Origin of the sequence: Streptomyces sp. NPDC007991 (assembly GCF_042958445.1) — a bacterium.
In the GTDB taxonomy this organism is placed as follows: Bacteria; Actinomycetota; Actinomycetes; order Streptomycetales; family Streptomycetaceae; genus Streptomyces.
Genome location: NZ_JBIBJD010000007.1, coordinates 428,638 through 454,460, shown reverse-complemented (window position 1 = coordinate 454,460; position 25,823 = coordinate 428,638). Strand labels below are relative to the sequence as shown.

25 protein-coding genes are annotated in these 25,823 nt (G+C 69.1%); 3 read left to right on the top strand and 22 right to left on the bottom strand.

Annotation, left to right across the window (positions count from 1 at the left end; translation table 11 throughout):
• Positions 1 to 413: 413 nt before the first annotated feature.
• Positions 414 to 1,187, bottom strand: a complete 774-nt coding sequence (locus ACFZDA_RS22725) for an isoprenyl transferase (protein ID WP_391084329.1) — start codon at positions 1,185 to 1,187, stop codon at positions 414 to 416.
• Positions 1,188 to 1,935: 748 nt separating this feature from the next.
• Between ACFZDA_RS22725 and ACFZDA_RS22720 the strand changes: the two genes are divergently transcribed.
• Positions 1,936 to 3,153: a DNA glycosylase AlkZ-like family protein gene (locus ACFZDA_RS22720; protein ID WP_391084326.1), complete on the top strand. Its 1,218-nt coding sequence runs from the start codon at positions 1,936 to 1,938 to the stop codon at positions 3,151 to 3,153.
• A 42-nt stretch (positions 3,154 to 3,195) separates the two neighbouring features.
• Here the strand turns inward: ACFZDA_RS22720 and ACFZDA_RS22715 are convergent, their stop codons facing one another.
• From ACFZDA_RS22715 to ACFZDA_RS22675, 9 genes are all read right to left on the bottom strand, one after another.
• Positions 3,196 to 3,996, bottom strand: coding sequence for a methyltransferase domain-containing protein (locus ACFZDA_RS22715; RefSeq protein WP_391084323.1), 801 nt, complete (start codon positions 3,994 to 3,996; stop codon positions 3,196 to 3,198).
• A complete protein-coding gene (locus tag ACFZDA_RS22710; protein ID WP_391084320.1) occupies positions 3,993 to 4,448 on the bottom strand; it encodes a GNAT family N-acetyltransferase in 456 nt (151 codons plus the stop codon). Before ACFZDA_RS22710 ends, ACFZDA_RS22715 begins: the two co-directional genes overlap by 4 nt.
• Positions 4,449 to 4,515: 67 nt before the next feature.
• The gene (locus ACFZDA_RS22705) at positions 4,516 to 5,394 is read right to left on the bottom strand and encodes an LLM class flavin-dependent oxidoreductase (RefSeq protein ID WP_391084317.1); all 879 of its coding nucleotides are present in this window, start codon (positions 5,392 to 5,394) and stop codon (positions 4,516 to 4,518) included.
• A 52-nt stretch (positions 5,395 to 5,446) separates the two neighbouring features.
• Positions 5,447 to 6,106 carry a hypothetical protein gene (locus ACFZDA_RS22700; RefSeq protein WP_391084314.1) on the bottom strand — a complete coding sequence of 220 codons (660 nt, stop codon included), beginning with the start codon at positions 6,104 to 6,106 and terminating at the stop codon, positions 5,447 to 5,449.
• A gap of 35 nt (positions 6,107 to 6,141) precedes the next feature.
• On the bottom strand, positions 6,142 to 6,807 hold the full coding sequence (locus ACFZDA_RS22695; protein WP_391084311.1) for a hypothetical protein: 666 nt from the start codon (positions 6,805 to 6,807) through the stop codon (positions 6,142 to 6,144).
• 22 nt (positions 6,808 to 6,829) lie between these two features.
• Positions 6,830 to 8,173: a hypothetical protein gene (locus ACFZDA_RS22690; protein WP_391084308.1), complete on the bottom strand. Its 1,344-nt coding sequence runs from the start codon at positions 8,171 to 8,173 to the stop codon at positions 6,830 to 6,832.
• Positions 8,170 to 8,487 (bottom strand): hypothetical protein, encoded by a 318-nt coding sequence (locus ACFZDA_RS22685; RefSeq protein WP_391084304.1) that lies wholly within the window; start codon positions 8,485 to 8,487, stop codon positions 8,170 to 8,172. The genes ACFZDA_RS22690 and ACFZDA_RS22685 overlap by 4 nt, the downstream gene beginning before the upstream one ends.
• Before the next feature lie 77 nt (positions 8,488 to 8,564).
• Complete coding sequence (locus ACFZDA_RS22680; RefSeq protein WP_391084301.1) at positions 8,565 to 9,614, bottom strand: hypothetical protein; 1,050 nt, start codon at positions 9,612 to 9,614, stop codon at positions 8,565 to 8,567.
• Complete coding sequence (locus ACFZDA_RS22675) at positions 9,602 to 10,258, bottom strand: hypothetical protein (protein ID WP_391084298.1); 657 nt, start codon at positions 10,256 to 10,258, stop codon at positions 9,602 to 9,604. Before ACFZDA_RS22675 ends, ACFZDA_RS22680 begins: the two co-directional genes overlap by 13 nt.
• A gap of 322 nt (positions 10,259 to 10,580) precedes the next feature.
• On the opposite strand from ACFZDA_RS22675, the gene ACFZDA_RS22670 reads away from it, so the two are divergent.
• Positions 10,581 to 10,958: a DUF192 domain-containing protein gene (locus ACFZDA_RS22670; RefSeq protein WP_391084295.1), complete on the top strand. Its 378-nt coding sequence runs from the start codon at positions 10,581 to 10,583 to the stop codon at positions 10,956 to 10,958.
• Between the two features lie 76 nt (positions 10,959 to 11,034).
• On the opposite strand, the gene ACFZDA_RS22665 is transcribed toward ACFZDA_RS22670, so the two are convergent.
• From ACFZDA_RS22665 to ACFZDA_RS22650, 4 genes are all read right to left on the bottom strand, one after another.
• Complete coding sequence (locus ACFZDA_RS22665; protein WP_391084292.1) at positions 11,035 to 11,898, bottom strand: hypothetical protein; 864 nt, start codon at positions 11,896 to 11,898, stop codon at positions 11,035 to 11,037.
• The gene (locus tag ACFZDA_RS22660) at positions 11,895 to 13,871 is read right to left on the bottom strand and encodes a hypothetical protein (RefSeq protein WP_391084289.1); all 1,977 of its coding nucleotides are present in this window, start codon (positions 13,869 to 13,871) and stop codon (positions 11,895 to 11,897) included. The genes ACFZDA_RS22665 and ACFZDA_RS22660 overlap by 4 nt, the downstream gene beginning before the upstream one ends.
• Positions 13,872 to 14,271: 400 nt before the next feature.
• A complete protein-coding gene (locus ACFZDA_RS22655; protein ID WP_391084286.1) occupies positions 14,272 to 14,820 on the bottom strand; it encodes a hypothetical protein in 549 nt (182 codons plus the stop codon).
• A gap of 93 nt (positions 14,821 to 14,913) precedes the next feature.
• The gene (locus ACFZDA_RS22650; protein ID WP_391084283.1) at positions 14,914 to 16,008 is read right to left on the bottom strand and encodes a hypothetical protein; all 1,095 of its coding nucleotides are present in this window, start codon (positions 16,006 to 16,008) and stop codon (positions 14,914 to 14,916) included.
• 669 nt (positions 16,009 to 16,677) lie between these two features.
• On the opposite strand from ACFZDA_RS22650, the gene ACFZDA_RS22645 reads away from it, so the two are divergent.
• Positions 16,678 to 16,929 carry a hypothetical protein gene (locus ACFZDA_RS22645; RefSeq protein ID WP_391084280.1) on the top strand — a complete coding sequence of 84 codons (252 nt, stop codon included), beginning with the start codon at positions 16,678 to 16,680 and terminating at the stop codon, positions 16,927 to 16,929.
• 86 nt (positions 16,930 to 17,015) lie between these two features.
• On the opposite strand, the gene ACFZDA_RS22640 is transcribed toward ACFZDA_RS22645, so the two are convergent.
• The 8 genes from ACFZDA_RS22640 to ACFZDA_RS22605 all read right to left on the bottom strand — a co-directional run bounded on the left by ACFZDA_RS22640 (position 17,016) and on the right by ACFZDA_RS22605 (position 25,820).
• Positions 17,016 to 19,547: a hypothetical protein gene (locus ACFZDA_RS22640; protein ID WP_391084277.1), complete on the bottom strand. Its 2,532-nt coding sequence runs from the start codon at positions 19,545 to 19,547 to the stop codon at positions 17,016 to 17,018.
• Positions 19,548 to 19,703: 156 nt separating this feature from the next.
• Positions 19,704 to 20,351: an OmpA family protein gene (locus ACFZDA_RS22635; protein ID WP_391084274.1), complete on the bottom strand. Its 648-nt coding sequence runs from the start codon at positions 20,349 to 20,351 to the stop codon at positions 19,704 to 19,706.
• 8 nt (positions 20,352 to 20,359) lie between these two features.
• The gene (locus ACFZDA_RS22630; RefSeq protein WP_391084271.1) at positions 20,360 to 20,941 is read right to left on the bottom strand and encodes a hypothetical protein; all 582 of its coding nucleotides are present in this window, start codon (positions 20,939 to 20,941) and stop codon (positions 20,360 to 20,362) included.
• Between the two features lie 16 nt (positions 20,942 to 20,957).
• Positions 20,958 to 21,578 (bottom strand): pilus assembly protein TadG-related protein, encoded by a 621-nt coding sequence (locus ACFZDA_RS22625; protein WP_391084266.1) that lies wholly within the window; start codon positions 21,576 to 21,578, stop codon positions 20,958 to 20,960.
• Positions 21,575 to 21,808, bottom strand: a complete 234-nt coding sequence (locus ACFZDA_RS22620) for a hypothetical protein (protein ID WP_391084263.1) — start codon at positions 21,806 to 21,808, stop codon at positions 21,575 to 21,577. The genes ACFZDA_RS22625 and ACFZDA_RS22620 overlap by 4 nt, the downstream gene beginning before the upstream one ends.
• 145 nt (positions 21,809 to 21,953) lie before the next feature.
• Positions 21,954 to 22,922, bottom strand: a complete 969-nt coding sequence (locus tag ACFZDA_RS22615; protein WP_391084260.1) for a response regulator — start codon at positions 22,920 to 22,922, stop codon at positions 21,954 to 21,956.
• 26 nt (positions 22,923 to 22,948) lie between these two features.
• Positions 22,949 to 24,334: a histidine kinase gene (locus ACFZDA_RS22610; protein WP_391084256.1), complete on the bottom strand. Its 1,386-nt coding sequence runs from the start codon at positions 24,332 to 24,334 to the stop codon at positions 22,949 to 22,951.
• 598 nt (positions 24,335 to 24,932) lie between these two features.
• A complete protein-coding gene (locus tag ACFZDA_RS22605) occupies positions 24,933 to 25,820 on the bottom strand; it encodes a DUF5936 domain-containing protein (protein WP_391084253.1) in 888 nt (295 codons plus the stop codon).
• Positions 25,821 to 25,823: the final 3 nt, after the last annotated feature.

Genomic DNA, 25,823 nt, shown 5'->3' with positions numbered 1-25,823 from the left:
AGCGCGGCTCAGGCGCCGTGGCCGCCGGGCGGGGAGCGCGGCTCAGGCGCCGTGGCCGCCGGGCGGGGAGCGCGGCTCAGGCGCCGTGGCCGCCGGGGGCGGGCTGGCCCGGCGCGGTTCAGTCGTCGTCGGGCCGCGGGCGACGGGGGCGCAGCGCGGTTCAGCTGTCGTCGGGGCCGCGGGCGACGGGGGCGCAGCGCGGTTCAGCCGCCGTAGCGCCGGTGGCGGGGGCGCACGCGTTCAGGCGCCGTGGCTGCCGGGGGCGGGGGCGGAGTGCGATTCAGGTGCCGTGGCTGCCGGGGGCGGGGGCGGAGTGCGATTCAGGCGCCGTGGCTGCCGGGGCGGGGGCGCGGAGCGCGGTTGAGCCGTCGCCGGCGTCGTCGTGGCCGCCGGCGGCGGGGGCGCAGCGCGGTTCAGCCGCCGTAGCGCCGGTGGCGGGCGGCGTAGTCGCGCAGGGCGCGCAGGAAGTCGACCTTGCGGAAGGCCGGCCAGAACACGTCGCAGAAGTAGTACTCGGAGTGCGCGGTCTGCCAGAGCATGAATCCGGACAGCCGCTGCTCGCCGCTGGTGCGGATCACCAGGTCGGGGTCGGGCTGGTCGCTCGTGTAGAGGTGACGCCCGATCATGTCGATGTCGACGGCCTCGGCGAGTTCCTCCATCGAGGCGCCCCGGTCCTGGGCGTCGAGCAGCATGGAGCGCACGGCGTCGGCGATCTCCTGACGGCCGCCGTAGCCGATGGCGACGTTGACCACTATCCCGTCGACATGCGCGGTGGTCTCCTCGGCCTCCTTCAGCACCGTCTGCATCCCGGAGGGCAGCAGATCGGGCGTGCCCACGTGGTGCACGCGCCAGCGGCCGTCGGCGACCAGGGTGCGCACGACGTCCTCGATGATGCCGAGCAGGGGGACGAGTTCCTCCTGCGGCCGGTCGAAGTTGTCCGTGGACAGCAACCAGAGGGTGACGACCTCGACGTCCGTCTCGGAGCACCAGCCGAGGAACTCCTCGATCTTCTCGGCACCGGCCCGGTGACCGTGGACGGTGCTGGAACCGGCCGCCTTCGCCCAGCGCCGGTTGCCGTCCATGATGACGCCGATGTGCTTGGGCACCTGAGCGTGGTCCAGGTGGCCTTCCACCCGGCGTGCGTACAGCCTGACCAGCAGGCCACGCAGCTTGTCGCGCAGGTTCACGTGATCGTCAGCCCCTCCGTACGGATCGGACAGGCCGCGGCATGCGGCCCGGTCGTGGCCGCGGGCGGTCCCCGCCCGTGTGGCAGTCCCCGGAGCCGAAGCCTACCCCCGCTGCCGCCATGGGCCGCCCACGGGTGCGGAACGGAGAATTCCGGCCGGTGTTCCGAACGGCCCCGGCGCACAAAAAAACGGGCCGGTCCGTGGGGGGGATACGGACCGGCCCGAGGGGGGGTTTCCACCATAACCCTTTGTAAGTGATGCTGCGTGCATCGGCGTGCCACAACTACTCTCCGGAGCCGCCCGGCGACGCGGTGATGCCCGCGGAACGCGTCGTTCACGGCTCGTTCCTGGCCGAAACGCGGCCCACATACGGTCCCAATACGGCCCATGTGCGGCCCATATACGGCCCATGGGCGGCCCAGGTACGAGCCTGAGCCCGGTGGAATGGCCGCATCCTGGTGTCCGCCGGCCGGCTTCTCCCCGTATCCCCCAATGGGTGACATCGACGACGAACACCCGATTGACCGCCGCGACACCCGCCCCCCGAGGCCCTGGCACCGCGCAGCCCCCTCCACTGCGCGGTACCGCCCGCGCAGCGTGGTTTGCTCACGCGAATTACCTTGGTCTGAACTTACGCGAACCGCGACGCGGAAGCGAGCCACGGGCGAGTGACTCCGCTAACCAGGTCAGGGGATCAGGTCCTGCAAATAGGTCATGTCCTGTCCTCTTTCCGGTCTAACGTCGTGCCATGACGACGATCTCGAAGATCACCTGGGACGCGGCGAGCGCACGGCGGACCGAGCGGCAGTTCCTGGCCGGTGCGGTCGCTCGGGCCGGGGCCGGGACGCCGGTCGCCGAGGTGGTCGGGGCGATGATGGGGGCGCACGCGCAGGTGCTGTCCGCGGCCGAGGTGTCGGTGGGCGTGCGGACGTCCGGGCTGACCCGGGCGGACGTACGGACGGCTCTCTGGGACGACCGGTCGCTGATCAAGACGTACGGTCCGCGCGGCACGGTCCATCTCCTCCCGGCTCGGGAACTCCCCCTGTGGTCGGCCGCGTTGACGGCGATCCCGACCGGGCCGGGCCCTCACCGGGCCGACGTACGGCTCACCGAGGAACAGGCCGCCCAGGTCGTGGCGGCGATCGGGGAAGCGCTCGACGGCACCTGCCTGACGCTCGACGAACTGACCGAGGAGATCGTCGCGCGGACGGGCCCATGGGCCGGCGAGCGCGTGATGCCGGCCTTCCAGGACCTGTGGCCACGCTGGCGGCAGGTCCTGCACCGGGCGGGCTGGGCGGGCACGCTGTGCTTCGGCCCGAACCGCGGCCGAAAGGCGACCTACACGCGCCCGCCGGTGGTGGCAGCGGCCGTCCCCCCGGTCGCGGGAGCGGGCGGAGGGGCGGGCGGGGGCACGGCCGCGGGCCCGGGCGGGGCGTTGGCGACGTTCGTCCGCCGATACCTCCATGCGTACGGGCCGGCGACCCCGCAGCACTTCGCGAAGTGGCTGGCGGCGCCGGCCGGCTGGGCCGGCACCGTGTTCCGGGAACTGGCCGCCGCGGGCGGCATCGAGGAGGTCGACTTCGAGGGCGCGCGGGCGTGGGTGGCCGCGGGTGACACCGACTTCCCGGACGGGCCCGCGCGGGGCGTGCGGCTGCTGCCGTACTTCGACGCGTACGCCATCGCCACGCAGCCCCGCGAGCGGCTGTTCCCCGGTGCGGCCTACGAGCGTGCCCTGGCGGGCGGCCAGGCGGGCAACTATCCCGTGCTGCTGGTCGACGGTGTGGTGGCGGGCGTCTGGCACCAGCGGCGCCGGGGCCGTCGTACGACCGTCACCGTCGAACCGCTCGTCCGGCTGACGGCACGGCAGGAACGGGAGCTGGGCGAGCAGGCCGAACGGGTGGGTGAGGTACTGGAGGCGAAGGCGGAGCTGGTGATGGGAGAGGTGAGGGTGGGCCCGCATGCGTAAAGAGCTACTGCGGTGAGGGCGACTGCGGTGATGCGCGGCCCATCAGGCGGGTGGGGCGCTCGGGCCGCCCGGCTTGCGGGCCTCGAAGAGGTGCCGGGTGCTGTGGGCGACGAACGGCCCGTCCGTCTGGATCCGCTCATGCAGTGCCCGGAGCTGCGGCTCGTACGCCTCGACGGTGAAGCCGGGCACCATCCACACCACCTTCCGCAGGAAGTGCACGACCGCCCCGATGTCGTGGAACTCCATGCGGAGCCGCTCCGCCCGCAGATCGACGACCTCAAGCCCCGCGGCCTCCGCGTCGGCCCGCTCACGCTCGGGGTGCCGGCCACCGCGCACCCCGTCCGGCTGGGGCCCGAGGAAGTGCTCGACGAGCTCGAAGACGCTGGCCGGCCCGACGTGCTGGGCGAAGTACGTCCCTGAGGGCTGGAGGACGCGGGCGATCTGCTCCCAGTGCGGACGGACGGGATGCCGGCTCACGACCAGGTCGAAGGCACCGTCGGCGAAGGGCAACGGGGCGTCCTCGGGCGAGGCGACGACCGGGACTCCGCGCGGGCGGAGCAGGGCGGTCGCCTTGGCCACGTTCGGCGGCCAGCCCTCGGTGGCGACGGCGAGCGGGGGCCGCTTCGGGGCCTTGGCGAGAGCGAAGTCCAGCACTTCACCACCGCCGGTCTGGATGTCGAGCACGGCACTGGCCCGCCCCAGCCGCGCGGCCACCGACATCGCGTACCCCCAGGAGGGCCGGGCCTCGGTGGCCCGCCCCTCGAACCAGGAGAAGTCCCAGCCTTCGGTGGGAACGGCGGCGCCTTCGGCGACCAGGTCTTCGAAGGTCCGGCGCACGGTCACGTCAGCACCAGCAGGACATGCTCGTCGTCTCCGTACCGGACGGTGCCGGCGGGGCGGAAGCCGTGCTTCTCGAGGAGACGTACGGAGCCGGTGTTGCCGCTGAAGGGGTCGGCGTGCAGGGGCCGGTTCTTCTCGCGCTCCAGGAAGAGTTCCAGGGCTCTGCTGCCGATGCCGCGCCCCCAGTACGCGCGCCCGAGCCAGTACCCCAGAAAGCGGCGGTCCTCCTCCCACCAGGCGACGAAGTTGCCGGCGACGTCACCGTCCGCCGTCACGGTCCGCACGACGTTGGTGTCGTCCCCGAGGACCCGCCGCTTCCAGTGCGTCATGAAGGCCTCGCGCGGCCGGGGCGTGAACCTCGACCGCCGGGCTGCCTCGGGATCCTGCTCGTAGGCGAAGAACGCTTCGAGATCGTCTTCCACGACATCACGCAGCCGTACGTCTTCGGTAGTCATGCCGACGAGTGTGGCACCGGCCACTGACAACGGCCCCGCGGAGCCGCGTCCAGGGACCCCAGCGCGCCTACGGGACGAGCGGCCGGACTTCCTCCGCGGCGAACCGTACGAAACCCTCGGGGTCCGGTTCGTCACCGGTGGGCTGGAGGACCACCGTGTCCGCCCCGGCCTCGGCCAGCCGCTCGACGGCCTTGGCCACGGCACCGGCGTCCCCGGCGACACCGAGGTCCGGAAGGGATTCGAGCCCTTCGTCGGCCAGCTCGGCACGCAGCCGGTCGGCGGCGCCGGCCCCGGTGGCGGTGAGCAGATACACGACGACCGGGTGCGGCCCGGCCCCGCGGCCGGCCGTCTCCCGCCCCTCCTCGATGAGCTGCCGCGCCTTGCGCACGCCCTCCGGGTTGGTGGCGGCGGTGAGAATGGTCCCGTCGGCGGCCTCCCCGGTGAGCCGCAGTGAACGCGGCCCGGTGGCCCCGGCGAGCACCCCGCCCCCGCCACCTGTCGGCGGCCAGTCGAGGGCGACGTCGTCGAGCCTGACGTACCGCCCGTCGGTGGTCACCCGCTCCCCGCCCAGCAGCGCGCGCAGCGCGACGAGATGCTCCCGCAACAACGTCACCGGCGACTCGACCCGCGCCCCGACCTGCCCCATCCAGTCCTGCACGCCATGCCCCACACCGACGATGGCCCGCCCCGGAAACATCCGGTGCAGCGAGGCCACCTCCATGGCGGTGACGGCAACGTTCCGCAACGGCACGGGCAGCAGCCCGACCCCGATCCGCACACGCTCGGTCCAGGCGAGTGCCGCGGCGGCGGTCGAAATCCCACCCTCCCGAAAACAGTCTTCCCAGAGCCAGAGTTCTTCGAGGCCTGCCTCGTCGGCGAGCTGGGCTACAGAACGGAGTCGTTCGGGGGCGAGTTGGGGACGAAAGACAGCGCCGAGTCCGGTCATGTTGCTCTTCCTACCCGCGCCGGGAGGAGACGGACAAGGCATTTTGCGTCTCCTACGCATCGGCCAACGGCGACTCGAAGCTCGTGAGTTCCGCGATCTGCCGCAGAATCTCGCGGTACTGCTCCCGTCGCCCGACCTCCGGCGTGCTCATCATCAGGACCGCCATGCGCTTGCAGTCCGGGTGTGGGAGGTAGGCGCAAATCTGGAGCAACGGGGTCGGAGGAAGGCCGGATTCGGAAGTCGGCGTGCGCACCGTCTCACCCATGGACGCGGGACCACTGGGCAGGTCCACGTACTCGATGTGGGAGTGCTGCTCCGCTGTGGCCACTGCCCGCGCCGCGCTCACCGATCGCGGCGACCAGGCGATGTCTCGCCAGGACACCGTGAAGAGTGAGTGGAGGATTCCTCCGCTGCCGCCCTCCACGTCGTCGCGGTGCACGCCCAGGGAGCAATGGACCGTGCCCACCTCACGCAGTGCACGCATGAGTTGCTGGCCCGACGCCAATTGGGCGATGAACTGCTGACGGGTGACACCGTCCGGAATGGCTTCGACCAGCGGAGCGAGCGCTTCCCGGAGCCACTCCGCCTCGGCAGAAGCGGGTGGAGCGAGAAGAACATCGAGCGGCAGCTCAGTGAAGCCGCCCGGCACGGCGAACCAGATACCGGAGCTGGGGTCGTGCACGGATTCAGCGATGACGACCTGAGATGTCATGTGGTTGCATTTCCGGAGAGTTGGCCTGGTGGGGGTCAGGGACGGCCCGAGCGGACGCCGGCGCGGCGACCACGTTCGATGTCCTCGGCGGTGGCTCCCCAGTCCGCGACGGAACGGCGTCCTCCGTCCGATCCCGCCTGCTGGCTCAGGAAGCGGAATCGGCGGGGCGTCGATTCGTCGGAAGCCGGCGCGGCGATCACGCCGATGAAGCGAGGGTCTCCCGCTAGCCACACCACGGCGATCTGGGCCTTGAGTTCAGGCTTCGCGCGAGGAGACATCCGGCGGTTCCACCAGCCCACTCCCCAGTGTCGGGGAAACACCATGGGCAGTAGCTCCTCCGGGCGAGCCGGGTTCGGGAACTCGAACCACCCGTTCTGCCTACCGACGACGTCGGGCCGATCGGCAAGCCCGTACGGGGCGTCGCTGTACAGACGCCACGGGTATTCCCGCAGGACACGTCTCATCCGGAAGACGGCAGGAAGGACGAAGAGCTGGAGAAACGCGCGGTAGAAGCTGTACAGCAGGAACGGTACGAAGAGGATCGTGTACCCCGGGGAGAGGAACACCACCAGGATTGCCAGCAGGGCGACCCACAGGGCAATCCAGCCGAGGAGAGCGAGCGCAGTCACAACCAGTTGCTTCGACCAGGCACGCCGCGTCGGCGGGTGCTCCCAAGCAACGGAAGGGTCGGTGGGGTTCATATGAGCTCTCTTGTCCTCTGGGTCAGAACACGTACTGGGCGAGATCGATCAGGGCGCCGCCATCCAGGATGCTCCGTGCGCCGTCAATGCCGGTACCAGTGTCCTTCGCTCCGTCATTCTCCAGTGAGTCGATCGCGCTGGACGCCAGACCGTACCCGGCGGTCAGGACGCCGAGGGAAGCCGAGCTGATTTCGACGACCTCTCCGGCACGGGCGGAGTCACGAGCCCCGCGCACCACCAGGTTCAGTGCCGGATTACCGAGGTTGGAGATGGCCTTGGCTTCACCGATGGTCTTGCTGCCCAGCGTTGTCAGCACCTTCCCGAGGCTGACCGCTTCCTCACTGGCCTGCAGGGCGCGCATCGTTCCACGGACTCCCATGCCGACGGCGCTCACGCCAGGGACGGCTCCCAGCACGTCGCCGCCGAGACTGACGATGTTCCCCCAGAAGTCGGAGTCCAACTCACCGTTGGTGAAGCCGTCTTTGAGGGATGCGCGCACCTTGGGATCAGACAGGCGCACGGTGAGCGCAGTGGCGCTCAATGCAGCTGCCGCCAGCAGCAGGACGGCTGCGGCCATGCCGCCCGTGGCTACGAACAGGGCCACCAAGCCGATGACGCCTGCGGTGGCGCTCAGGATGTCGGGCAGGTTTTCGGAGAACCACTCGCCGAATTTCTCAAGTGCCCCCGGTTCATGCGGCGCCAATTTCTTCGTGGCGTCACGGATCTTGCCGGCACGGTACCGAGCCTTGGCCTCGTGCTCCTCGGCGAGCTTCTTCGCCTTGCCGACGATTTTGTCGAGCTCTGCCTGGGCTTCTTCTACAGCGGTGTTCGCACTGCTCAGGTTCTTCTGCGCCTTGTCGTGGCGACTGCCCTTTTCGTTGAGGTCGGGGTCGTTCTTCACCTTTTCGGCATGCCCCTTTGCCGCGTCTACGGCGTCCTGCGCGTCCTTGGCCTCCTGCTCCAGCTTCTTGGCCCGACGCTGGAAATCGTCGAGTTCGCCCTCCCAGCGCTCGAGCTGCCGGGCGGCCTTGCGTACAGAGTGTGCAGCGTTCTTCAAGTTGAGCGGGAGAGGTCCGTCCTCAAGCTGCTCACGGAAGGCGACGGCAGCATCGCCCCTCCAGTAGCTGCCGTCCATGACCTTGGTGACGAGCCCATGCGTCTCTTCCAGGACCTTGGCACAGTTGGCGAGTTTCTTACCCAGGTCGTGCACCGTGTCGGTGTCACCAGGTGTGGGGTTGAAGCCCAAGTGTGGATAGTTGGGATTGGGCATGGACGGAGAGGACTTGAGGCCCTGGGGCAGGTCGCCATTTCGGGCGGCGGGCGAGTTGGCGTAGGGCGACTGCTCGGTTCCGGGTGTGACCGTCACTTCTTGTCCCCCGCCTTGCCGCTCCTGGCCTTCTTCAAGGCTTCTTCCAACGCCTTGTCAACTTCTTCATAGCTGTCTTTGCTCTGCCCGATGATCTTGGCAAGGTCCTCGGTCTGCTTTCCGATCTCCTCGGTGCCGTACTTCCAGTCCTCCTGGAAGCTCTCACATGCCGAATCCAGATCATCCGTACCCAGACCGGTGACGGTGGCGTCGCTCAGGGCCTTGCGAAGGCCCTTCAATGAATCGCTGGATTTCTTCAAAAGCTTCATGAAATGCGCGAGTTCGCCGCCGTCCACAGCCAACCGGTCAGCCATGTACCGCTACCCTCTCCCCATTCGGCACCGCGTGTATGAGCCAGTGACTCTACCCGTCGCCCTGGGTCCGAAGGCTGTCAGCGGTTGACCGACTGGATCTCCTGGACGACGACGTCCTGGTCAGCGCCGAACGTCCCGTCGGGCAGGCGTTGTTGTCCCTGGACACCGGTCCCTGTCCAGTGGATCCTCCAGGTGACGGTTGCCCTGAGTTTGTACGAGCCGTCACCGGATGAGCGCAGATATTTCACTCCACACGGTGGCGTCTGGTCAGCCTTGCCCTTTGCGTACCGTTCACCGATCGAGCCGTCCGCGTTGATCCGGCACTCGCCCGAGGCGGGATAGGTGACGGCGTCAGCGGTGCCCGGCTCGATCTTCAGAGAGACCGGTTCGGCGGTGGTCGTCGCCTGGATGTCCAGCAACGGAACGCTGGCCGTCACCGACACGGGCTTGAACTTCGCCGCATCGAGCCAGGCCCAGGTAGGCAGGTTCACCTTCGTGGTTTGCCGGGGTGCGAGTTCGACCGTGGTCGAAGGGACCCGGATCTCGGCGTACGCAAGCTGGGCGAGTATCTCGGGCGTGATGGCCTCGGGGATGTCCGCGGGCGGCGGGTCGCCGTTGTCCACCCAGAAAATCGGCTTGGTGCAGTCGAGTGAGCCCGGGGCACCGACCTGACTCTCGGGGACGTAGGAGTCCCACCAATAACCTTCGCCGGTCTTGTCCTTGTTGAAGTCCTTGTACGGATGCCCGTTGACATAGCGGTCACGCTGCTGCGCGTCCCACTCGTAACCCGTCGACTCGGACTCCCAGACGGGCTCCATGGTTTTCTGGAGTTGCTCAGGCGTGTACTTCGGAGCGTAGTAGCAGGGGGGCGGGGTCCAGGAACTCGTGGAGGTAACACCCCCTGCGGACTCACCCGAGCCGTTTTTCGAACGGTCGAAGACGATCACGCCGCCGGCCGACGACGCGAGCGTGTCGCCCTTCACGGAACCCGAGGGCTTCGACGTGCTCGTATCGCTTTCGGTGGTGCCGTCGGGAGTCACTTTGGCCCAGGCGCTCGGTGTGCCCAGACCCACCAGGGCCACGGCCAGGACGAGGCCTCCGAGCGCTCTCCGCTTCACTTCAGGCACTGCTTCGCTCCTGCCGTCGAAACGATCCGGGCGGTCTGCCAGACCCCGTCGCTGTTCTTCTCCAGCCGCGTGTTGTAAAGGATGAAGTCCTCATCGGAGGGGGTGGTGACCTTGGGCTTGTTCGTCTTGAGGTCCTTGGCGTAGCCCTTGCTCTCGTCGGCGCAGAACACGACCGAGGCCGCCTTGCTGCCGTCGAGGGTCACCGTCCGGTCGAAGTACCGGATGGTCCCCGTGATGCCGAGGTCGGCCTTCTTGAACTTGTCCACCCAGACCGCGGCTGCCTCCAACGCCCTGCCGGTGTTGTAGAAGTTCAGCGCCTCCGCCTTGGGGTCCGTTCCCGCGATCGCCGCGTTGACCGAGCGCATACGTTCTGCGTTGTCCGCGAGTACGGCGTCCTTGACGGCGTCACCCGTCTTGGCGCCTTCGAAGGTCATGGTCAGGTCGGACGGCAGCTTGATCTTCGGGCGACCGGCGGCCTGCGGCGCCGATTCGCTGGGCGATGCGTTGCCCGCACCGGCGTCGGCTCCCGCGATCTTGTCGTTGTCCTTGCTCCTGGAGCTGTCATCGCTCCCGCACGCGGACAGCGTCAGGGCCGCAGCGGCGGTCAGCGTGAGCGCTGCGAGGAGGGTGGGGCGGCGGTTCACGGTCGGCTCCCGGTAAGAGGCGAGGCTTCTCTTGAGCGAACCAAAGCTATACAGCGGGGTGGAGCCGCACCAGGGTGAAGGTTGTCAACTGGCGGGGTGTATGGGGAGGAATCGGCGATTCGTCGACCGGTTTCAGCCGTAACGGTTGCATAACGCGCCATTCCCGTCCGTCAGGAGTGATGAGCGTGGCCTGCGTTTCAGTCATGAACCAGCAAAGGGCATGGGTCCGTGGGCCCATGTGGGGCCTACTCGACTGTGGTTACGTTCGGGTTCGGACAACCGGTGGCCCAGGTGGCAGGTGGGACGGTCGGAGGTGGCCCGTATGGGGCGGCAGTGGCGGGACGGTCAAGGGGCGTTGGTGGTGCACGGGAGTGGTGGGGCGGCGGCCGTTCGTGTGCCGTTGGAGATCGCCACGTCCTATGAGGCGCGTATGCGGGGGCTGTTGGGGCGGTATTTCCTGGAGGGAGCGATGCTGCTCTCCCCCGCCGGCAGCGTGCACACCTTCGGAATGCGTATGCCGATCGATGTCGCCTACCTCGACCGTCGCCTACGCGTCATCGCCGTACGGACCATGCGGCCCGGGCGGTTGGGGATGCCGAGGCTGCGTGCCCGGCATGTGGTGGAGGCGGAGGCAGGGGTGATGGCCGGGTGGGGGGTGCGAGAGGGCGCGTGGGTGGAGGTCGTCGTACACGGGACGTAGACGCCCGGTCGAAGTGCCGGGCGGCCGGTCGCGCCGGCCGTTCGAGTTGTCGGGCCGGCCTCTCCCTCACCCCGGCTCACCAAGGCGTCCGGAGAGGAACCCGGTTCCACCACCAAGAGGCCGCCTTACCGTTCTTCCCGTTGTCTCGCGCGGGCTTGGCGCCGGTGTGGTCGCTGAAAGCCCGGTCGAGTCGGGTCACGGCGTCCCGCAAAGCGACTGTGTACGCCTCGTCCACCTCCGGGATGAGTAGCTCCAGCTCGTCGCGGGCTCCCAGATCACGATGGAACAGGTCTTCTCGGTACCGGCCCGAAGGGGCCCAGTCGGACTGGAGTCGGCGGGTCAGTCTTTCCCATACGCGCAGGGCGTGGTGCACACGGCCTTCGACGCTCGCCGCCGTGCCTGTGGGGAGTGTCGCGAGGACGGCGTCGGAGACGGGGGTGGAGATGGGCTGCCTGTCGAGGATTTCCGCAAGGACCTCCACCTGTGCTCGGGGCAGATCCGGGACCTCCTCCTCGACGGCGTCCACGCGGTATGCCGTGTCCTCACCGGCGTCGACCGCTTCCAGACGGCACCTGACGGAGCGTCCGTCCGGCACAGCGACCCAGTAGGCGCTCGGGAGGTCGAGTTCCGCCGGGTGGAGGACGGAGCTTCTCACCCTGGCCGCCAGGCCATGTGCCAGCCGCTCCTCCGTGAGGGTGCCGGCGGTGGCGTCCTCCACGGTGATGTCCAGTTCCATTGCCAGGTCACCAGGGGGAAGCACGCGGAAAGTGCAGAGCACGGGAGCGTCCCAGTGCCGGTCCTCCTGGTCCCCCTCGGCGTCGGCCACGTCGACGGCCTGGTCCGGCAGGGCCAGCATGTCGGCCATTGCTCCTCGCAGACTCTCCGGGTCCAGCTCCGCGACGGTGAAGAGGTTCCCGATCACTGGGCGCGCTCCGATCACTTGTACGTCCCGTCGTAGACAGCCTTGGCCTTCTCGACCTTCGCCGGGTTGTCGACGAACTTCGGATCGCGCTGGAGCCGCTTCGACTTGCCGACATCGCCCTTGTTCTGCGCGATCTCCTTCAGCGCCGCGTACTCGACGCGGTCCATCTCGACGAGGCCGGGGCCGGACTTGGGGAAGACGGTTCCGCTGCCCTCCACCTCGTACGTACGGCCGTTGATCTCATAGGTGTTCCCGTCCGCCGACAGCGTCGCACGGCCGTTCGCGATGCCCTCGATGTCGGCACGAACCAGGTCCTCGTTGCCTCTGAGGATCACCGTGTTGCGCTCCTTCACCTGTCCGCTCGACGCCCCACTGACAGTGTGGCGTTTGTTCGGGAACTTGAGGACCTTGCCGCGCGCCGGACCGGGAATGTCGTCCCTGGCCTGCCAGTCATTGGCCGGCCTGCTCTTCTGTTCCGCCTGGTCGGCGGCCTTGTCCGCTTCGTTCGCCTGTTCGCGGGCCTCCTGCGCCTGCTGCTTGGCCTCCTCGTCGCAGCCGTCCTCGGCGAGGACGAGGTACCGGGAGTCGGCTAGAGCGGCGGCCAGGACGGTGGTGCCGGTGCCGGGGCCGCCGCCGTACGGGCTTCCGCGGCGTGGCGCCGCGAGGGTGCAGCCCGACTCGCGGGCCTTGCGCTCGGCCTCGTCCGCTGCCCCGTCGGCATCCTTCGCCGCCCTGCGTGCGGCTTCCGCGTCGCCGGCCTTGGCCGCCTTCCTCGCGTCCTCCGCCGCGTCGACCGCCTTCTCGGTGAGCTTGCCCAGGTCGCCGAGCTTCCCGAGTTTGCCCAGTTTCCCGAGCTTTCCGCCGAGCTTCGCCTCGCCGTACCCCGGGATGAAGAGGGAGCCGACGTTCCAGACGACCGTCGTGACGGCTCGGGTCTCGTTCCCCTTGTCCCACTGGTCGCGGACGTCCTCCCCGATGAACGTGTCGTCGAGGATCTTTCCGCCCGAGTTCAGGGTCGCGCCGCCCCAGTCGGTGAGGGCGTCGAGGTAGTCGCCCTTCGCCCATTTGTCTCCGGCGTCCTCGGCGTCCTGCGACCACTGGTCGGCGATGACGCCGCCGTAGTCCTTCAGGCCGTCCAGGGTGTCGAGCGGGTTGCTGACCGTGTCCCAGATGCCCTTGAGTTCACCGCCGACACCGTCGACGACGAGTCCCTCGCCCACTTGCTTCGCCTGATCGCCCGCGCAGCCGAAGAAGGCGCCTACGCCGGAGAAGCAGCCCTCGTCCTTTTCATTGCCCTTTTCGTCGTTCTCTTCCTCTTCCTTGGTCTTCTGCTCGGCGGTTGTCGTGCGGCGTCCCGTGTCGTCGGGCTGGAGTCCATCTCCCGTCCTGGTGTCCGTGCCGTCAGCGGGTGCTGCGGCCGGAGCCGCGCAGGCCGTTCCCGTGACCTTGCAGACCGCCGACTGGAGGCCGCCGTAGATCTGGGTGCCCAGGCCGCTGACGACCAGAGCCGTGATGATGGCGGCCACGACCGCGATGAGTCCCGCGTACTCCACCGCCGTCTGGCCCTCGTCCCGGCGCCAGCGGATCATCCGGGGCAGGGAGAAGGGGCGGCGTTCGGCCCGGGCGGCGTTGGGGAGGCGGTACCAGGTGCGGGTGTCCTCGCGGGTCAGGAAGTAGAGGACGACGGCGGGGACGAAGAGCTGCGTGAAGCCGCGCGGTGATCCGTCGGTGATGTTGGCGAGCGCGCCGATGATCAGCCATGCCTGTACGGCGATCAGGCCGCCCCAGATCCTCGCCCCGCCCAGCCATGTTCGCCGGGCCAGCCACCAGCCGAGGACGCCGGGGGCGGCCCCGTACGCGGTCAGGGCGACTACGCGGCCGTCGACCGCGTCGTACGAGGCTGCCGTGAGCAGCAGGCCGAGGCCCCCGACGACCGTGACCGCGAAGAGGGCGTGGACGAGGACGAGGGCCGTGGCGAGCGAGCCGGGCATGCTCTGGCGCCCGCCCTGCGCTGACGGCCACGCCCCGCCGGGCTCCGGAGCTGCCCCTGTCGAGGCCATGCCTCGCCCCCCTCGCACCGTCGGTCTACGACACGGCCTGAGATTAGGGAGAGACCTTCGGGGCGGGATGGGTCCGTGGCCCCAAACGGGGGCCCAAACGGCAGTTCCTAGTCCTCAAAAGCGTCCGCGTCACGCAGGTAGGCGCGGGCGCCCTGGTGTGGCAGGGACGCCCACATGCGCGTACCGCCGCCCGGCTCGCTCCTCGGCATCCGGCTCCGCATCCGACTCGCTCATCCCTGCCGTCCTGCCACCGTCTCGTCTCCGTCGCCCGCTCAGTCGATGCTCAGGCACGGCTTGGCGCTCTGCGGGTTCACCACCAGCGCTCCGGTCATCAGTCGGAGACAAACTGGAGGACGGCCGTGCCGTTCTCCCCGGTCGCCGCCTGGATGACCACCGCGTCGGGCTGGGGACTCGGACGCCCGGCGGCTCCCAGGCCGCCGCACGAGTTTCCGCTGCCGTTGCTGCGCAGGACGGTGATGCAGCCCTGTCCCGGGCCGCTTGCGCTGCCCTTGGACTGGCCGTTGCCCGACTTCACCGTGTACGCGATGGAGTTCGGTCCGACCTCGGTGACGGACAGGGTGGCCGGGCCACGCGGGCCCTTGAAGGGGATTCTCACCGGCTCGGAGACCGCGATCTCGCAGTTGCCGTCCGCGCAGGCGGTGATGTCACGGCCGTCCGCCGCAGACACCGGGGGCTGGGGCTTGGGCTTGGGTTCCGGTCTCTTCGGGGAGTCGGCTTTTGACGGGCGCTCACTGGGCGGGGACGACGCCTTCGCGGGAGCGTCCGAGTAGCTGGCGCAGCCGGCCGCCGCCATCAGGGCGAGCAGTGCGGCGAGTGTGGTTCCGGTTCTGCTCAGTCCGCGTGGCTTCGTCGCGGCCATGGTGGTCCCCCGTGTGCTGTGCTCCGGCGTGCGTGCCTCGGTTCCGGTGTTCGGCAGGCAGTATTCCCTCGTGATTCCCTCATGTCGCTGTCGTCACTCGCCGGCGCCCGCCGCCACCTCGTCGAGGATGCGTTGATAGTCGTCCCTGGACGGGACGGAGACGTCTTCCTCATGCCCGCCGCCCTTTCCGTGGAGCTCGATGACGCCTCCGCAGAAGAGGTGGTTGTCGGCATCCAGCGTCCGGGCGGTCACCTTGCGGCCCGTACGGGCTTCGTACACGTCGACGCGGTAGCGGGCCTTGTAGTAGCTCACGCTCACCCCGTGCGAGAACGCGCAGGTCATGTCGTACGTACGCCGCTCCAGACGGCTGCACGCCACCAGTTGGACGTCGTCGGGGTCCGGGGTGTCCGAGCCGGTGCCCGTGGCCGTGACGACCGGGTCGGAGTCGTCTTCCTCGGCGAAGAGGACCGCCGGGTGCGGGGCGCTCCCGTGGTAGGGGGCTGACTTGGCGTACGCGGCGTCGGACTCCGCTGTGGCCTGCGCGCAGACGCTCGCGAGGTCCCGCAGGTAGTACGGCCGGCGGGCCATGATGATGTCGGCGAGGGGGGAGAGTGTGAGCGCCCAGACGACGGCGCAGGCCACGGCCACGATGCCCGAGCCGGCGAGGATCCGCCCGTGCGGCGGCTTCGGTACCGGGCGCCTGCCCTCCACGGCCTCGGCCAGGGCGTCTCGGTCGGTCATCATCCGGAGCGTCACGTACCGCTGTTTGCCGCCGTCGAGCCAGGACAGGCGCAGTGAGCCGCGGCGAATTCCGGGGCCGTGCGCGGGCGTGAGCCCTTCGGTGGTGGGCCAGGCGATGGCGATCGTGTCCGTCCCGGCCGTGCCGACCAGCAGGCCGCCGTCGCATACCGCGATCCACCGTCTGCCGTCCCGGGCCAGCAGCCAGTACGCCAGGCCGCCCCAGGAGAGCGCCAGCCACAGCAGCACCGCGGCGGGTCTGGTGCCGGGGTCCATGTCCAGTTCGGACAGTGCCTTGGCGAGGAGCAGCACCATCGCCCAGTCGAGGCCGAGCTTGGCGATCAGCAGTACGGGCACGGGCCGGCGCTCGTGGTGGACGCGGTGCACCTCGCCGAGGCCGGCGCGCGTGGCCAGTCGCGGCAGTGAGCGTCGCAGCTTCCACTCCCCCATCGGGCCCCCGATCTCGTGTGCCCAGCTCTCCGGCGTGGGAAGGAGTGAGCGAGGCAAAGCTATACAGCGATGTGGAGCCGCACCAGGGTGGAGGTTGTCAACTGATGTGGGCGTACGGTCAAGATTTGCGCAGTCCGTGTGGTTTCATCCCGGCCATGGTGTTCCCCGTGTGCTGTGCTCCGGCGTGCGTGCCTCGATTGCGGTGTTCGGCAGGGAGTATTCCCCTGAAACAGGCGAACGGCCTGGTGGCCGGCCATAGCGCACTCAGCGGCCGCATTGGATAGAGTCGCTTTTATGAGTACCGACTTGTACGGATGGCTGGAATGCAGGCCCCAACCTGGAGGCTATGGCACTGAACACGCGCCATGGGAGCCCTTTTGTGAACTCCGGCACCTTCATTGGGCCCGTGATTACATGTCGTGGTCAGCGCTCTTTGACGTCCGAAGTGTGGAGCCTGTCAGAGCTCTCTTCCCTGAGCGCGGAACCCCTGTAGATATCTCGGACACGGTACAAAGGCATGCCGACGATTTTGAGGGCCACAGTCATTCGTGGTTCTCGTGGCGTGAACTGTCGGCTGTCGACTGGGATGCCCCCTGCACCGACGGCCCGTCTCGGTACTGGGTCCGCCGCTGGACCCGTGCCCATGAAGGATCCTTCGCGCCCGACGGATTGGCCGCACTCCCGGGTGAGCTGTACGACTCGGCCGCCGCCAAGTTCGGGGAAGGCAACATCGCTCCCTCCCGGTGGCCCGCCGACGGAGAACTCCTGCTCGGCAACGAGGCGTACCGACCTGTCGTCCCCGCCTATCGCGACCTGGTACCGACCGACGGACCATGGCGACCTGTGTGGAGTGTGATGGGCACGCTGTCCGAGCTCCACGGTGAGGACAGCGTCCGCCTCGTGGTCTGGTTCGGCGGCTGAACGGAAACCTGGGGGATCAGCTGTGCGCCACGGGGTGACGACTTCCGAGCCGTCACCCTCCTTCTCGTTCTCACCCCGGCCTACCGTCATTCCAGACCCAGGTACTCCAACGCCCCCTTGGGGTGGTCGTTCAACTGCTTCCAGTCGATTTCCTCACCTCGGCTGTACTTCGCCTCCAGCGCCCGCTGCATGTCACCCAGCTGCTTGGCGGTAAAGCTCGCGTCACCGATACGAGCGTCAACTCCCTTCTCGTTCATGAGCTGGGCAGGAGAGACTTTCTGCCCCTTGATGGGCCGGAAAACCTCAGTCCATTTATCGGGCTTGTCGATCTCGACTCGCGTCGTTCTGCCGGGATTCGACTTCTTCCACTCGGAGAGTGTGTTGATCTTCCCGACAAATTCCGGCTGGCGCGTCGGGTTCACCGTGTTCTTCACCTCGACCAGGTTCACCCTGCCTTCCCGCCCCTTGTACAGCACATCGGCGTCCGGCACGTTCGACACGTCCACGGTTTCCCCGGGCGCGACCTCGACCTGACGCCGGTTGTGTTCCGAACCGACGGCTGTGTGCACCGTGCTGTCGGGTGCCGCGTCCTCCGAGGCGCGCCGCACACCGCGCACCTCGGCAAGCATCTCCTCGAGCCTGCTGGCGGTACGCGCGTTGGTCACTTCGGAGCCGAGTTTGCTCGCGCCCACCCGGTCGACGTTCTTGCGTCGTGCGAGATCAGTGAGTTCGTCGAGCGCGGCCGCCGCCTGGTCCTTGCCGATCTCCTTCTTGCCAGGGTTCTTCTTGGCGTTCCTGACGAAGTCGTCAATGTTGCGCTCGTCAATACTGAGCCTGCCCTGCTTGATGGCGGCCTTCGCCGCCTCCGCCTGGACCTCCAGCGCCTGTTGCTGTGCCTCGTCCGCTTTCTCCCGGGCGTCCTGGGCCTGCTGCTTGGCCTCCTCGTCGCAGCCGCTCTCGGCGAGGACGACGTACGGGGCGTCGGACGGGCCGGCGGCGAGGATCGTGGTGGCTGTGCCGGAGGAGCCGGTGAGGAGGCCAGTGGAGAGGCCGGTGGTGGCCCCGGGTAGGTTGCCGCCGTACGGGACGCGGCGGGCCGGCGCCGCGATGGAGCAGCCCGACTCGCGGGCCTGCTTCTCGGCCGCGTCCGCCGCCTCGTCGGCGTCCTTCGCCGCCTTCCGAGCGCCCTCGGCATCGCCCGCCCTGGCAGCCTTGCGGGCCTTCTGCGCCGCGTCCGCCGCCTTGTCGAGGGATTCACCGACCTCGGCCAGCTTCTTGAACTTGGTGAACTTCGTGATGGTCTTCGGACTGAAGATGCCGACGACATTGACAACGGTGTTGCCGATGGAGGCGCCGTAGTTGCCCTTCTCCCAGTTCTCCTTGTCGACGAACGTGTCGGTCGCCAGGTCGGACACGAAGTCCTCGGGCGAGTTGACCCAGCCCCATACGGAGGAGATGTAGTTCTTCTTGTCCCACTCCTTGCCCAGTTCGTCGGCCTTGTCGCCCCACCAGTTCGTGGTGTAGCCCTTCAGGCCGTTCCAGCTGTCCTTGACCGAGCCCACGGGGTCGCTGACGAGGTCCATCGTGCTGGCCAGGAAGCTCTTGGCCGGGGCCACGAAGAAGCCCCGGACATGGTCCATGAACGTCCTGTCGTGGCGTTCCTGGTCATGGACGTCGCCCCAGAGCGACTTGTCGTCGAAGGGGCCCGGAGCGAGCGGAACCGTGTCGCCCGGACCCGCGCCGTCATAGGTGATGATCCGAGTCGACCATGCCGGAGCACGGCCACTGTTGCTGGCGCCCGTACCACCGTCGGCACCGGTGCGTCCCTGGCCACCCGCACCGCCCTCGGTGCCCGAGTCGCCCTCGGCGCTCGCCTCGCCGTTCGCGCCCGCACCACCGTCCGGGCCGGTGCTGTCGCCGCCGTCGGCACCGTCAGCGCCGGTGTCGGAACCGTCATGCCGCGCACCGTCGTTGTCCCCGGCCGCGCCTGTCTCCGTACCGTCCCCCTGCGGAGCGGGGCAAGCCGTCCCCGTCACCGAGCAGACCGCCGACTGGATGCCGTCGGCGATACGCCCGCCGAGGCCGCCCACCGACAGCGCGACGATGATCGCGGCGACTACCGCGACAAGCCCCGCGTACTCCACCGCGGTCTGACCGTCGTCCCGCCGCCAGCGGATCATCCTCGCCAGGCTGAACGCCCGCCGCTCCTCCCTGTCCTGGGGAGCGATGTCGAACCACCCACGCGACCGGGCCCGGCGCAACAGCACGATGACCGCAACCGGCATCGCAGCCTGTGTGATGCCTCGCAGATCACCGTGCATCAGCGTGCCGAGCGACAGCCACACGATCCACGCCTGTACGCCGATCAGTACGCGGCTCGTCCACACCCCGCCCCGCCACAGGCGCCGGGCCAAGCAGACTCCCGCCACGCTGGGCAGCGAGTCGTACACCAGGATTCCGAAGATCTCTCCGGAGTAGTACGACACCACCGACAGCACGGTGACCGTGTACAGGGCCGTCAGCGCGAACTGCACCCACAGCAGTACCTGCGCCCAGCCCAGCTCCCTCGGCAACGGCGAACGCCGGTCCCAGGACAGGCTGTTCTGCGCACCCCACATCCCACTCGGGGGTATCGGGCTACCGGCAGGGGACATGCGTGACCTCAGCTCAGCTCGATAAACGGCCGTTCAAGACGGACACCGAGCCGAAGCTACGGAAAGTCGATCACTCACGCATGGGCCCGTGACCCCAACCCTGGGCCCACTTTCGGTGGCTCAACTCTCGGTGCGCGGGAAGGAGACCTCGACCCGGCGGTTCTTCTTGCGGCCGGATTCCGTGGCGTTGTCGGCGATCGGGTACTGCTCGCCGTAGCCGCGCACCTCGTAGGTGACGTTGGAGTCGTTCAGTTCCTGGTCCAGGACGTTCTGTACGGCGTCGGCGCGTTTGCGGGACAGGACGTCGCCGTGGGCGGCGGAACCGAGGTTGTCCGTGAAGCCGAAGACACGGATCTTCGTCGCGTTCTGCGTCTTGATCTCCTCGGCGATCGTGGCGATACGGGCCTTCGCCTCGGCGCCGAGTTTCGCGCTGTCCTTGCCGAAGAGGACCTCGGCCTGGAGGGCGAACTTGACGTCGGCGTTGGTGTCTTCCCGTCGTTCGTCGCCGCTTTGGTCTTCTACGACCTGTTTGATGTCCAGGACCTTGGCGGCGGCCAGGGTGGCGCCCTCGGGGAGTTTGAGGTCCGGGTCGTTGGGGTCGACTTCGACGGGGGCGGAGGCGGAGGCCTCTGTGCCAGGGGGGACGCCGGGGGTTTCGTCGGCGTGGGCCGTCACGGCGCCGTAGATGTTCGTGGCGACCATGAGGGTGGCGGCGGTGAGGACCAGGGCGAGGCGTGGGGTTGCCGTTCGGGTGTGCGTCGGGGTCATGGCCGGCCTCATCCGGAGATCTTGATGGTGCCGCTGGAGAAGGTCGGTACCTGCAAACTGACCTCGGTCGTGTCGGTCGGCGGTGCGGGGAATTGCATGAAGACAGGGAGGGTCTGCCCCGCTTCAAGGTTCCCGAGGCCGGTGGTCGTCAGCGGGCGCCCTTCCGTGTCTCGCAGCGTGTAGTAGCGCTTCTTCCCCTTGGCGTCCACGATGGTGGCGCCGCCGAGCGAGGGACCGTGCTTGATGACCTCCGTCTCGTCACCGCTGGTCTGAGGGGGAACCACCACGGACTTGTCTCCGTCGTTCTTCACGATTCCGTTCACGGTGAGGAAGCCACCCGAGTCCCTCGCGGCGGATGTGATCTGAAGTAGCAGTCCGTCTGTGCCCCTCAGTTCCGCCAGCGGCGTCTCCGCATTTCCCTCCTGGGCACTCGGCTTGGATCCACGGTCCTTGGGAGCGGACGCCGACGGACTCGGCTTGTCATCGCCGCCACCACCACCGCCGCAGCCGGCCACGCCGAGAGCCAGTCCGGCCGCAACGGTCATTGCGACCATCCCCCTGCGGGCCTTCGCAGTGAACCGAATGCTCATCTCTCTGCTTCCTTCATCACTCGTCGTTCGCTTGTGGGTCGGCCAGGTGGACATCGAAGAGGTCCTCGGGTTCGGGCAGGACATCGAGATCCTCCGGATCCAGCTTCCAGTCCTCCCCGTCCTCGCAGGAGAGTTGCGGCAGTACCTTCGCACCGTCGTCCTCGGCAGGGGGGTCGAAGTCGCAGAGCGGCTCGATCACAGCCGTGGCGGTCGCATCCGACTTCCGCTCCGCCGTACCAGGGACGACAGAGTCACCGACCGACTTGTTGGTCTCCACCTTGACCGTGAAACCCAGCAGTCCCTCCGGCCCGCAGCTCAGCACTTGAGCGTCGTTCTGTGCGGCGAGTTCGTATGCGCGCCAGCACGACGGCTGGAGCCCCTCGGCATTGCCCTCGAAAATGCCCTGCCACTTGGTCGGGTCGAGTACGTCCTTCACCCACGCACCGGCGAGTTGGTCCCGTCTGTCCTGGGCCGCCGCGAGAGCCGCCGCGTCAGCGGCTGTCTGGGCGCCGTTCCGATTCGCCGCGGCCTGGCCGACCGCGAAGTAGGCAAACGCGAGAAAGAGCAGGCCCCCCACCACAGTGATGTAGATGGGGAAGGCCTGCCCTGCGTCGCCGTACCGGCGAGGTTGCCTCAAGGAGCGACCTTGGCGATCTGCGCCTGGATCTTCCCGAGGATCGTCTGCCCGATGTTCGTACCGGTGATCGCCAGCACAATCGCCACCACCACCGCGATGATGCCCAGGTACTCGACCGCCGTCTGCCCCTTGTCGCCGGCGCGGCGCTGCATCGCCGACACCGTCGTGTTCTTCCAGCCGTTCACTCGGACCTTGGTCGCGACGGCGGTCTTCAGCATCAGGTCGCTCATGGTGTTCCCCTCCGGTTTCGGCTGTGCCGTTTTCGACACGAGGAACGTACGGCTGGACGGTCCGTCCGCCGGAGGGCCCCAGGGCCCAATTCCGGGCCCAATCGCGCGGGCCCAACCCGCTCTTCCCCCACTCCGGCACCGAAGCTCACCCCAGTCCTCGGTGTGCGTGCGAGTCCGGTGCCGTGCCGATCCATTTCGCGGCGGCCTCGGAGCGGCTGGTGCTGTGGAGCTTGGCGAAGATGCGGTTGATGTGGTTCTTGACGGTCTTCTCGCTGATGAAGCAGGTGGCGGCGATCTGCTGGTTGGTCATGCCGGACGCGATGTGGTCCATGATCTCCGCCTCCCTCGCACTCAGTTGGAACCGCGACCTGTCGGGAGCGGCCGGAGGGCCACTCGTCCACCCAGACGAAGACTGTCCCACATGCGGTTGCACTTGCGAAAGGTTTTCTGGAGAAATGGGTGGGGGTGGGGTGGGCTGTAGCGGGATAGTGGCTGGTGGGTTGGATTGTTGAGGTTGGGTATGCGGTTTTGCGGACGTGGAAATTCCGTATGCAGTCGCACTCGATGAGCTGCCCAGCCCCTCGGGCAGGGGCGAGGTCGGTGGCTGGTCCTGGCGGAGTTGGGCCAGGAGGGCGCCCGCCGCCGTGGGCGTGAAGTGGGCCCGGCCCTCCTTGATGTCCCGTACGGCGTCGACCAGTTGGTCGGCCGTGAACTCGCCGTGGACCAGGTAGCCGCCCGCTCCTCTGCGGAGGGCCTCCTGGACGATCTCCGACTCCCTGCTGTACGTCAGCATCACGACCGGGGCGATCCGCACCAGGTACGGGAGTGCCGAGAGGCCGTCCACACCGGGCATGCGGACGTCGAGGAGGACGACGTCCGGGCGGTGCTGGTGGGCGGCCTCGTAGGCCTGGCGGCCGTCCGCGGCCTCGGCTACGACCGTGATGTCCGCGCGGCCCGAGAGGAGCGCGGTGAGGCCCGCGCGGACCACGGGGTTGTCGTCCGCCACGACGACGCGGAGACTCCGCGGCCGTGCGGAGTGTGCGGGCTGTGGGAAGTCGGCGAACGGGTCCTGCGGTGGTGGCGGCGGTTGCTGTGGCGGGGTGTGGTCCGGCATCCGGGGCCTCCTCTCGTGTCGTGGGGTCAGGCGTGGGGGGTGGTCAGGGCCGCCAAGGGGAGTTCCAGGCGGACTTCCGTGCCCTTGGGGCGGCCGCCGCGGCCGATGCGGATGCGGGCTCCGACCGAGGCGGCTCGTTCGACCATCCCGACCAGGCCGAAGTGGCCCGCGCGGCGGAGCTGTTCGAGCGTGGTGCCGGGCGGGAGGCCGCGGCCGTCGTCGTAGACGCTGATGCGGAGCAGGTCGCCGTGGACGCCCGCGCGGACGTCGACGCGGGTGGGGTGTGCGTGGCGGTGGGCGTTCTCCATGGCCTCCGAGGCGATGGTGAGGATCTGGCGGGCCACCGCGGGCGGGACGGGCGGTACGGCGTGGTCGCCGGTGGGGCGGTAGACGGCCGGGAGGCCGGTGCGGGTGCTGAAGTCGCGGGTCCGGGCCGCCAGTTCGACCAGGACGTCCGTGGCCTGGGCGGGGTCCGATTCGCGGCGCAGGTCGGCCAGGAGTTCACGGGATTCGGCGGCTGCCCGGCGGGCGGAACGGGCGACCAGTGCGGCCTGTTGTCTGATCAGGGCCGGGTCCATGCGGTCGGCGCCCGCCGAACTTGTCAGACCGTCGGCGGCCAGGGCCACGCCGTGCAGGGTCTTGGCGACCGAGTCGTGCATCTCGCGGGCGAGGCGGGCGCGTTCGGCGCTGACCGCCTCCGTCACGGCGAGGCGGGCCTGGACGGTGGTGAGGGCCTGGGTGGCCGCGCCGAAGCGGAGCATCAGGTTGCGCAGGCTGGAGCCGACGGCTCCCGCGATGACGCAGAGGCCGGGCAGGAGGGACGCCTCGGCGAGGCCGGGGTGCGGGTTCTCCTGTGCCGCGTGGATCAGGAGGAGGAGCAGGGACTGGAGGCTGGCGAAGACGGCGGCCCCTCGCCAGCCGTAGACGAGGCCGGCGAGGAGGGGGGTGCAGACGCTGACGTAGGCGAGGGTGCTGTCCGGGCCCGCGGAGATGAGCAGGAGGGCGCCGAAGAGGGTGTCCGCGGCGAGGAGGGTGGGGTGGCGCAGGAGGAGGGGGCCGAAGCGTTCCCAGTCTCTGAAGAGGACGTAGGACGTCATGAAGGTGACGACTACGGCGGCGCCGACCAGGCGGGTGGGCAGGCCCGGGTTGGCGTTGAGAAGGGCGGTGGGGGTGGCGAGGGCGATCATGGCCAGGCGAAAGCCGAAGACCTGTCGGCACATGGCCTGTAGGGCGTTGACCTGGATGTCGATCGCGGGGCTGGTGGGGGTGGCGGGCATGGCTGAGGTGGCAGTGGCCCGGCCTTCGGCCGGGATCGGGTTCCCACCCGCACCATCCGTGCGGCTTTCGTTGCCGGGTGGTGCGGGTGGCCCCTGTGGAGGCTGAGCACCATCGGCGGCTGCCCCGCCGTGCACACGTCCGTGCGGCTCACCTGGTCCCTGGCCGTGCGGCTCACCTGGTCCCTGGCCGTGCGGCTCACCTGGTGCCGAGCCGTGCGGCTCGCGGGCTCCAGGTCCGTGCGGCCCTGCGGCCGCCGGCCGGCCCGGCCCGCCGGGCGCCTCCGTGCCCGGCCTCCCGGCCGTCCTCGGGCCCGGCCCACCGCTCGCCACCCGCCCCGGCCCACCGCCCCCATGTCCCTCAGACCCACCCGGCGCCTGCCCGGACGGCCCCCCGGGCGCCGCCGATGCCGCCGGCGGCATCGGCACCGGTACCGGCCCCCGGCCCGGGCTGCCGCCCTGGCCCGAAGCACCCCCGGAAGCACCCCCCTGAGCACCCCCGGTAGCACCCCCCTTCATCCACAGCGTCGCCTCACCCCCCACCGCCTCCCACCCCGGCGGCAGCGCAGGCGTCGCCGACGTCACGGGTACGTCCGGCGCGCCCGTGCGGGCGTGTGCCGGCAGCACCGTGCCCGCCGGGGGCGTCGTGATCTCCGGTGTCCGCTCGGCTCGGCGGCGGCGACGTCCCAGCAGCCCCGTCCGCTCCCCTGTCATCGACATACCGTCGCCCCCGTCCCTACTTGCCCGTGACCGAGCCGAAGTCCGTGCCCGAGCCGAGGATCAGGCCGGCGCCGAGGAGGAGCATCGTGGCCGGGACCATGAAGGTCGTGATCATCATCGTGGCCTTGGGAACGGCGCGCGCGGCCTTGCGGCGGGCGTTCTGCGCGTCCGTACGCCGCATGTCCTTGGCGAGAGCGACCAGCGTGTCGACGATCGGCGCACCCAGTTCCTCGCCCTGCTGCAACGCCGTCACGAACATGGCGACCTGCTCGGAGTCGTTGCGGCGGCGCAGTTCCGCGAAGGCCTGGCGGCGGCTCATGCCCAGGTCCATCTGGCGGAGGGTGATGCGCAGTTCGTCGGCCCAGGGGCCCTCGTACTTCGACGAGACCCGGTCCAGCGCCTGGCGGAAGCCGAGGCCCGCGCTGACCACGACCGCCAGGACGTCCAGGAAGTCCGGCAGGGTCCGTTCGATGACGTCCTTGCGGATGCGGATCGCCGACCAGATGCCGACCTCCGTCCAGAACGCGCCGAAGGCGAGCAGGAGCAGGGCCACCAGGAGCTGGCCCCGCATCAGGAACACCAGGAAGCCCACCGCGCCCAGCGCTCCGTACACCGCCCGGCGGGCCGCGTAGCGGTCGATCGTCAGGCCGCCGGGGTTGCCCGCCAGGTCGATCTTGCGGCGGTACTTGGCCACCTGCTTGGGGCCCATCAGGCGCAGCACCGCGGGGGCGTAGCGCATGCCCAGGCGGTCGATGAGGGAGTCGACGGCGCCGGTGCGGGTGGCGCCGACCTCCAGGGCCAGGGCGAGGTCGCCGGGCAGTTTCGCCTCGGCGCGGTACATGCGGATGCCGGCGAAGATGCCCCAGACGCTGAGGCCCGTCAGCAGGGCGAGGAGCAGTCCCATGGT

Excerpts from the sequence above, each read along its gene's own strand:
- ACFZDA_RS22615 (WP_391084260.1), bottom strand. The coding sequence starts at position 22,922 with ATGCCGGACCACACCCCGCCACAGCAACCGCCGCCACCACCGCAGGAC.
- ACFZDA_RS22660 (WP_391084289.1), bottom strand. The coding sequence starts at position 13,871 with ATGCCCGGCTCGCTCGCCACGGCCCTCGTCCTCGTCCACGCCCTCTTC.
- ACFZDA_RS22620 (WP_391084263.1), bottom strand. The coding sequence starts at position 21,808 with ATGAGCGACCTGATGCTGAAGACCGCCGTCGCGACCAAGGTCCGAGTG.
- ACFZDA_RS22630 (WP_391084271.1), bottom strand. The coding sequence starts at position 20,941 with ATGAGCATTCGGTTCACTGCGAAGGCCCGCAGGGGGATGGTCGCAATG.
- ACFZDA_RS22635 (WP_391084274.1), bottom strand. The coding sequence starts at position 20,351 with ATGACCCCGACGCACACCCGAACGGCAACCCCACGCCTCGCCCTGGTC.
- ACFZDA_RS22720 (WP_391084326.1), top strand. The coding sequence starts at position 1,936 with ATGACGACGATCTCGAAGATCACCTGGGACGCGGCGAGCGCACGGCGG.
- ACFZDA_RS22685 (WP_391084304.1), bottom strand. The coding sequence starts at position 8,487 with ATGGCTGACCGGTTGGCTGTGGACGGCGGCGAACTCGCGCATTTCATG.
- ACFZDA_RS22700 (WP_391084314.1), bottom strand. The coding sequence starts at position 6,106 with ATGACATCTCAGGTCGTCATCGCTGAATCCGTGCACGACCCCAGCTCC.
- ACFZDA_RS22650 (WP_391084283.1), bottom strand. The coding sequence starts at position 16,008 with ATGGGGGAGTGGAAGCTGCGACGCTCACTGCCGCGACTGGCCACGCGC.
- ACFZDA_RS22605 (WP_391084253.1), bottom strand. The coding sequence starts at position 25,820 with ATGGGACTGCTCCTCGCCCTGCTGACGGGCCTCAGCGTCTGGGGCATC.
- ACFZDA_RS22705 (WP_391084317.1), bottom strand. The coding sequence starts at position 5,394 with ATGACCGGACTCGGCGCTGTCTTTCGTCCCCAACTCGCCCCCGAACGA.
- ACFZDA_RS22695 (WP_391084311.1), bottom strand. The coding sequence starts at position 6,807 with ATGAACCCCACCGACCCTTCCGTTGCTTGGGAGCACCCGCCGACGCGG.
- ACFZDA_RS22670 (WP_391084295.1), top strand. The coding sequence starts at position 10,581 with ATGGGGCGGCAGTGGCGGGACGGTCAAGGGGCGTTGGTGGTGCACGGG.
- ACFZDA_RS22710 (WP_391084320.1), bottom strand. The coding sequence starts at position 4,448 with ATGACTACCGAAGACGTACGGCTGCGTGATGTCGTGGAAGACGATCTC.
- ACFZDA_RS22655 (WP_391084286.1), bottom strand. The coding sequence starts at position 14,820 with ATGGCCGCGACGAAGCCACGCGGACTGAGCAGAACCGGAACCACACTC.
- ACFZDA_RS22640 (WP_391084277.1), bottom strand. The coding sequence starts at position 19,547 with ATGTGGGGTGCGCAGAACAGCCTGTCCTGGGACCGGCGTTCGCCGTTG.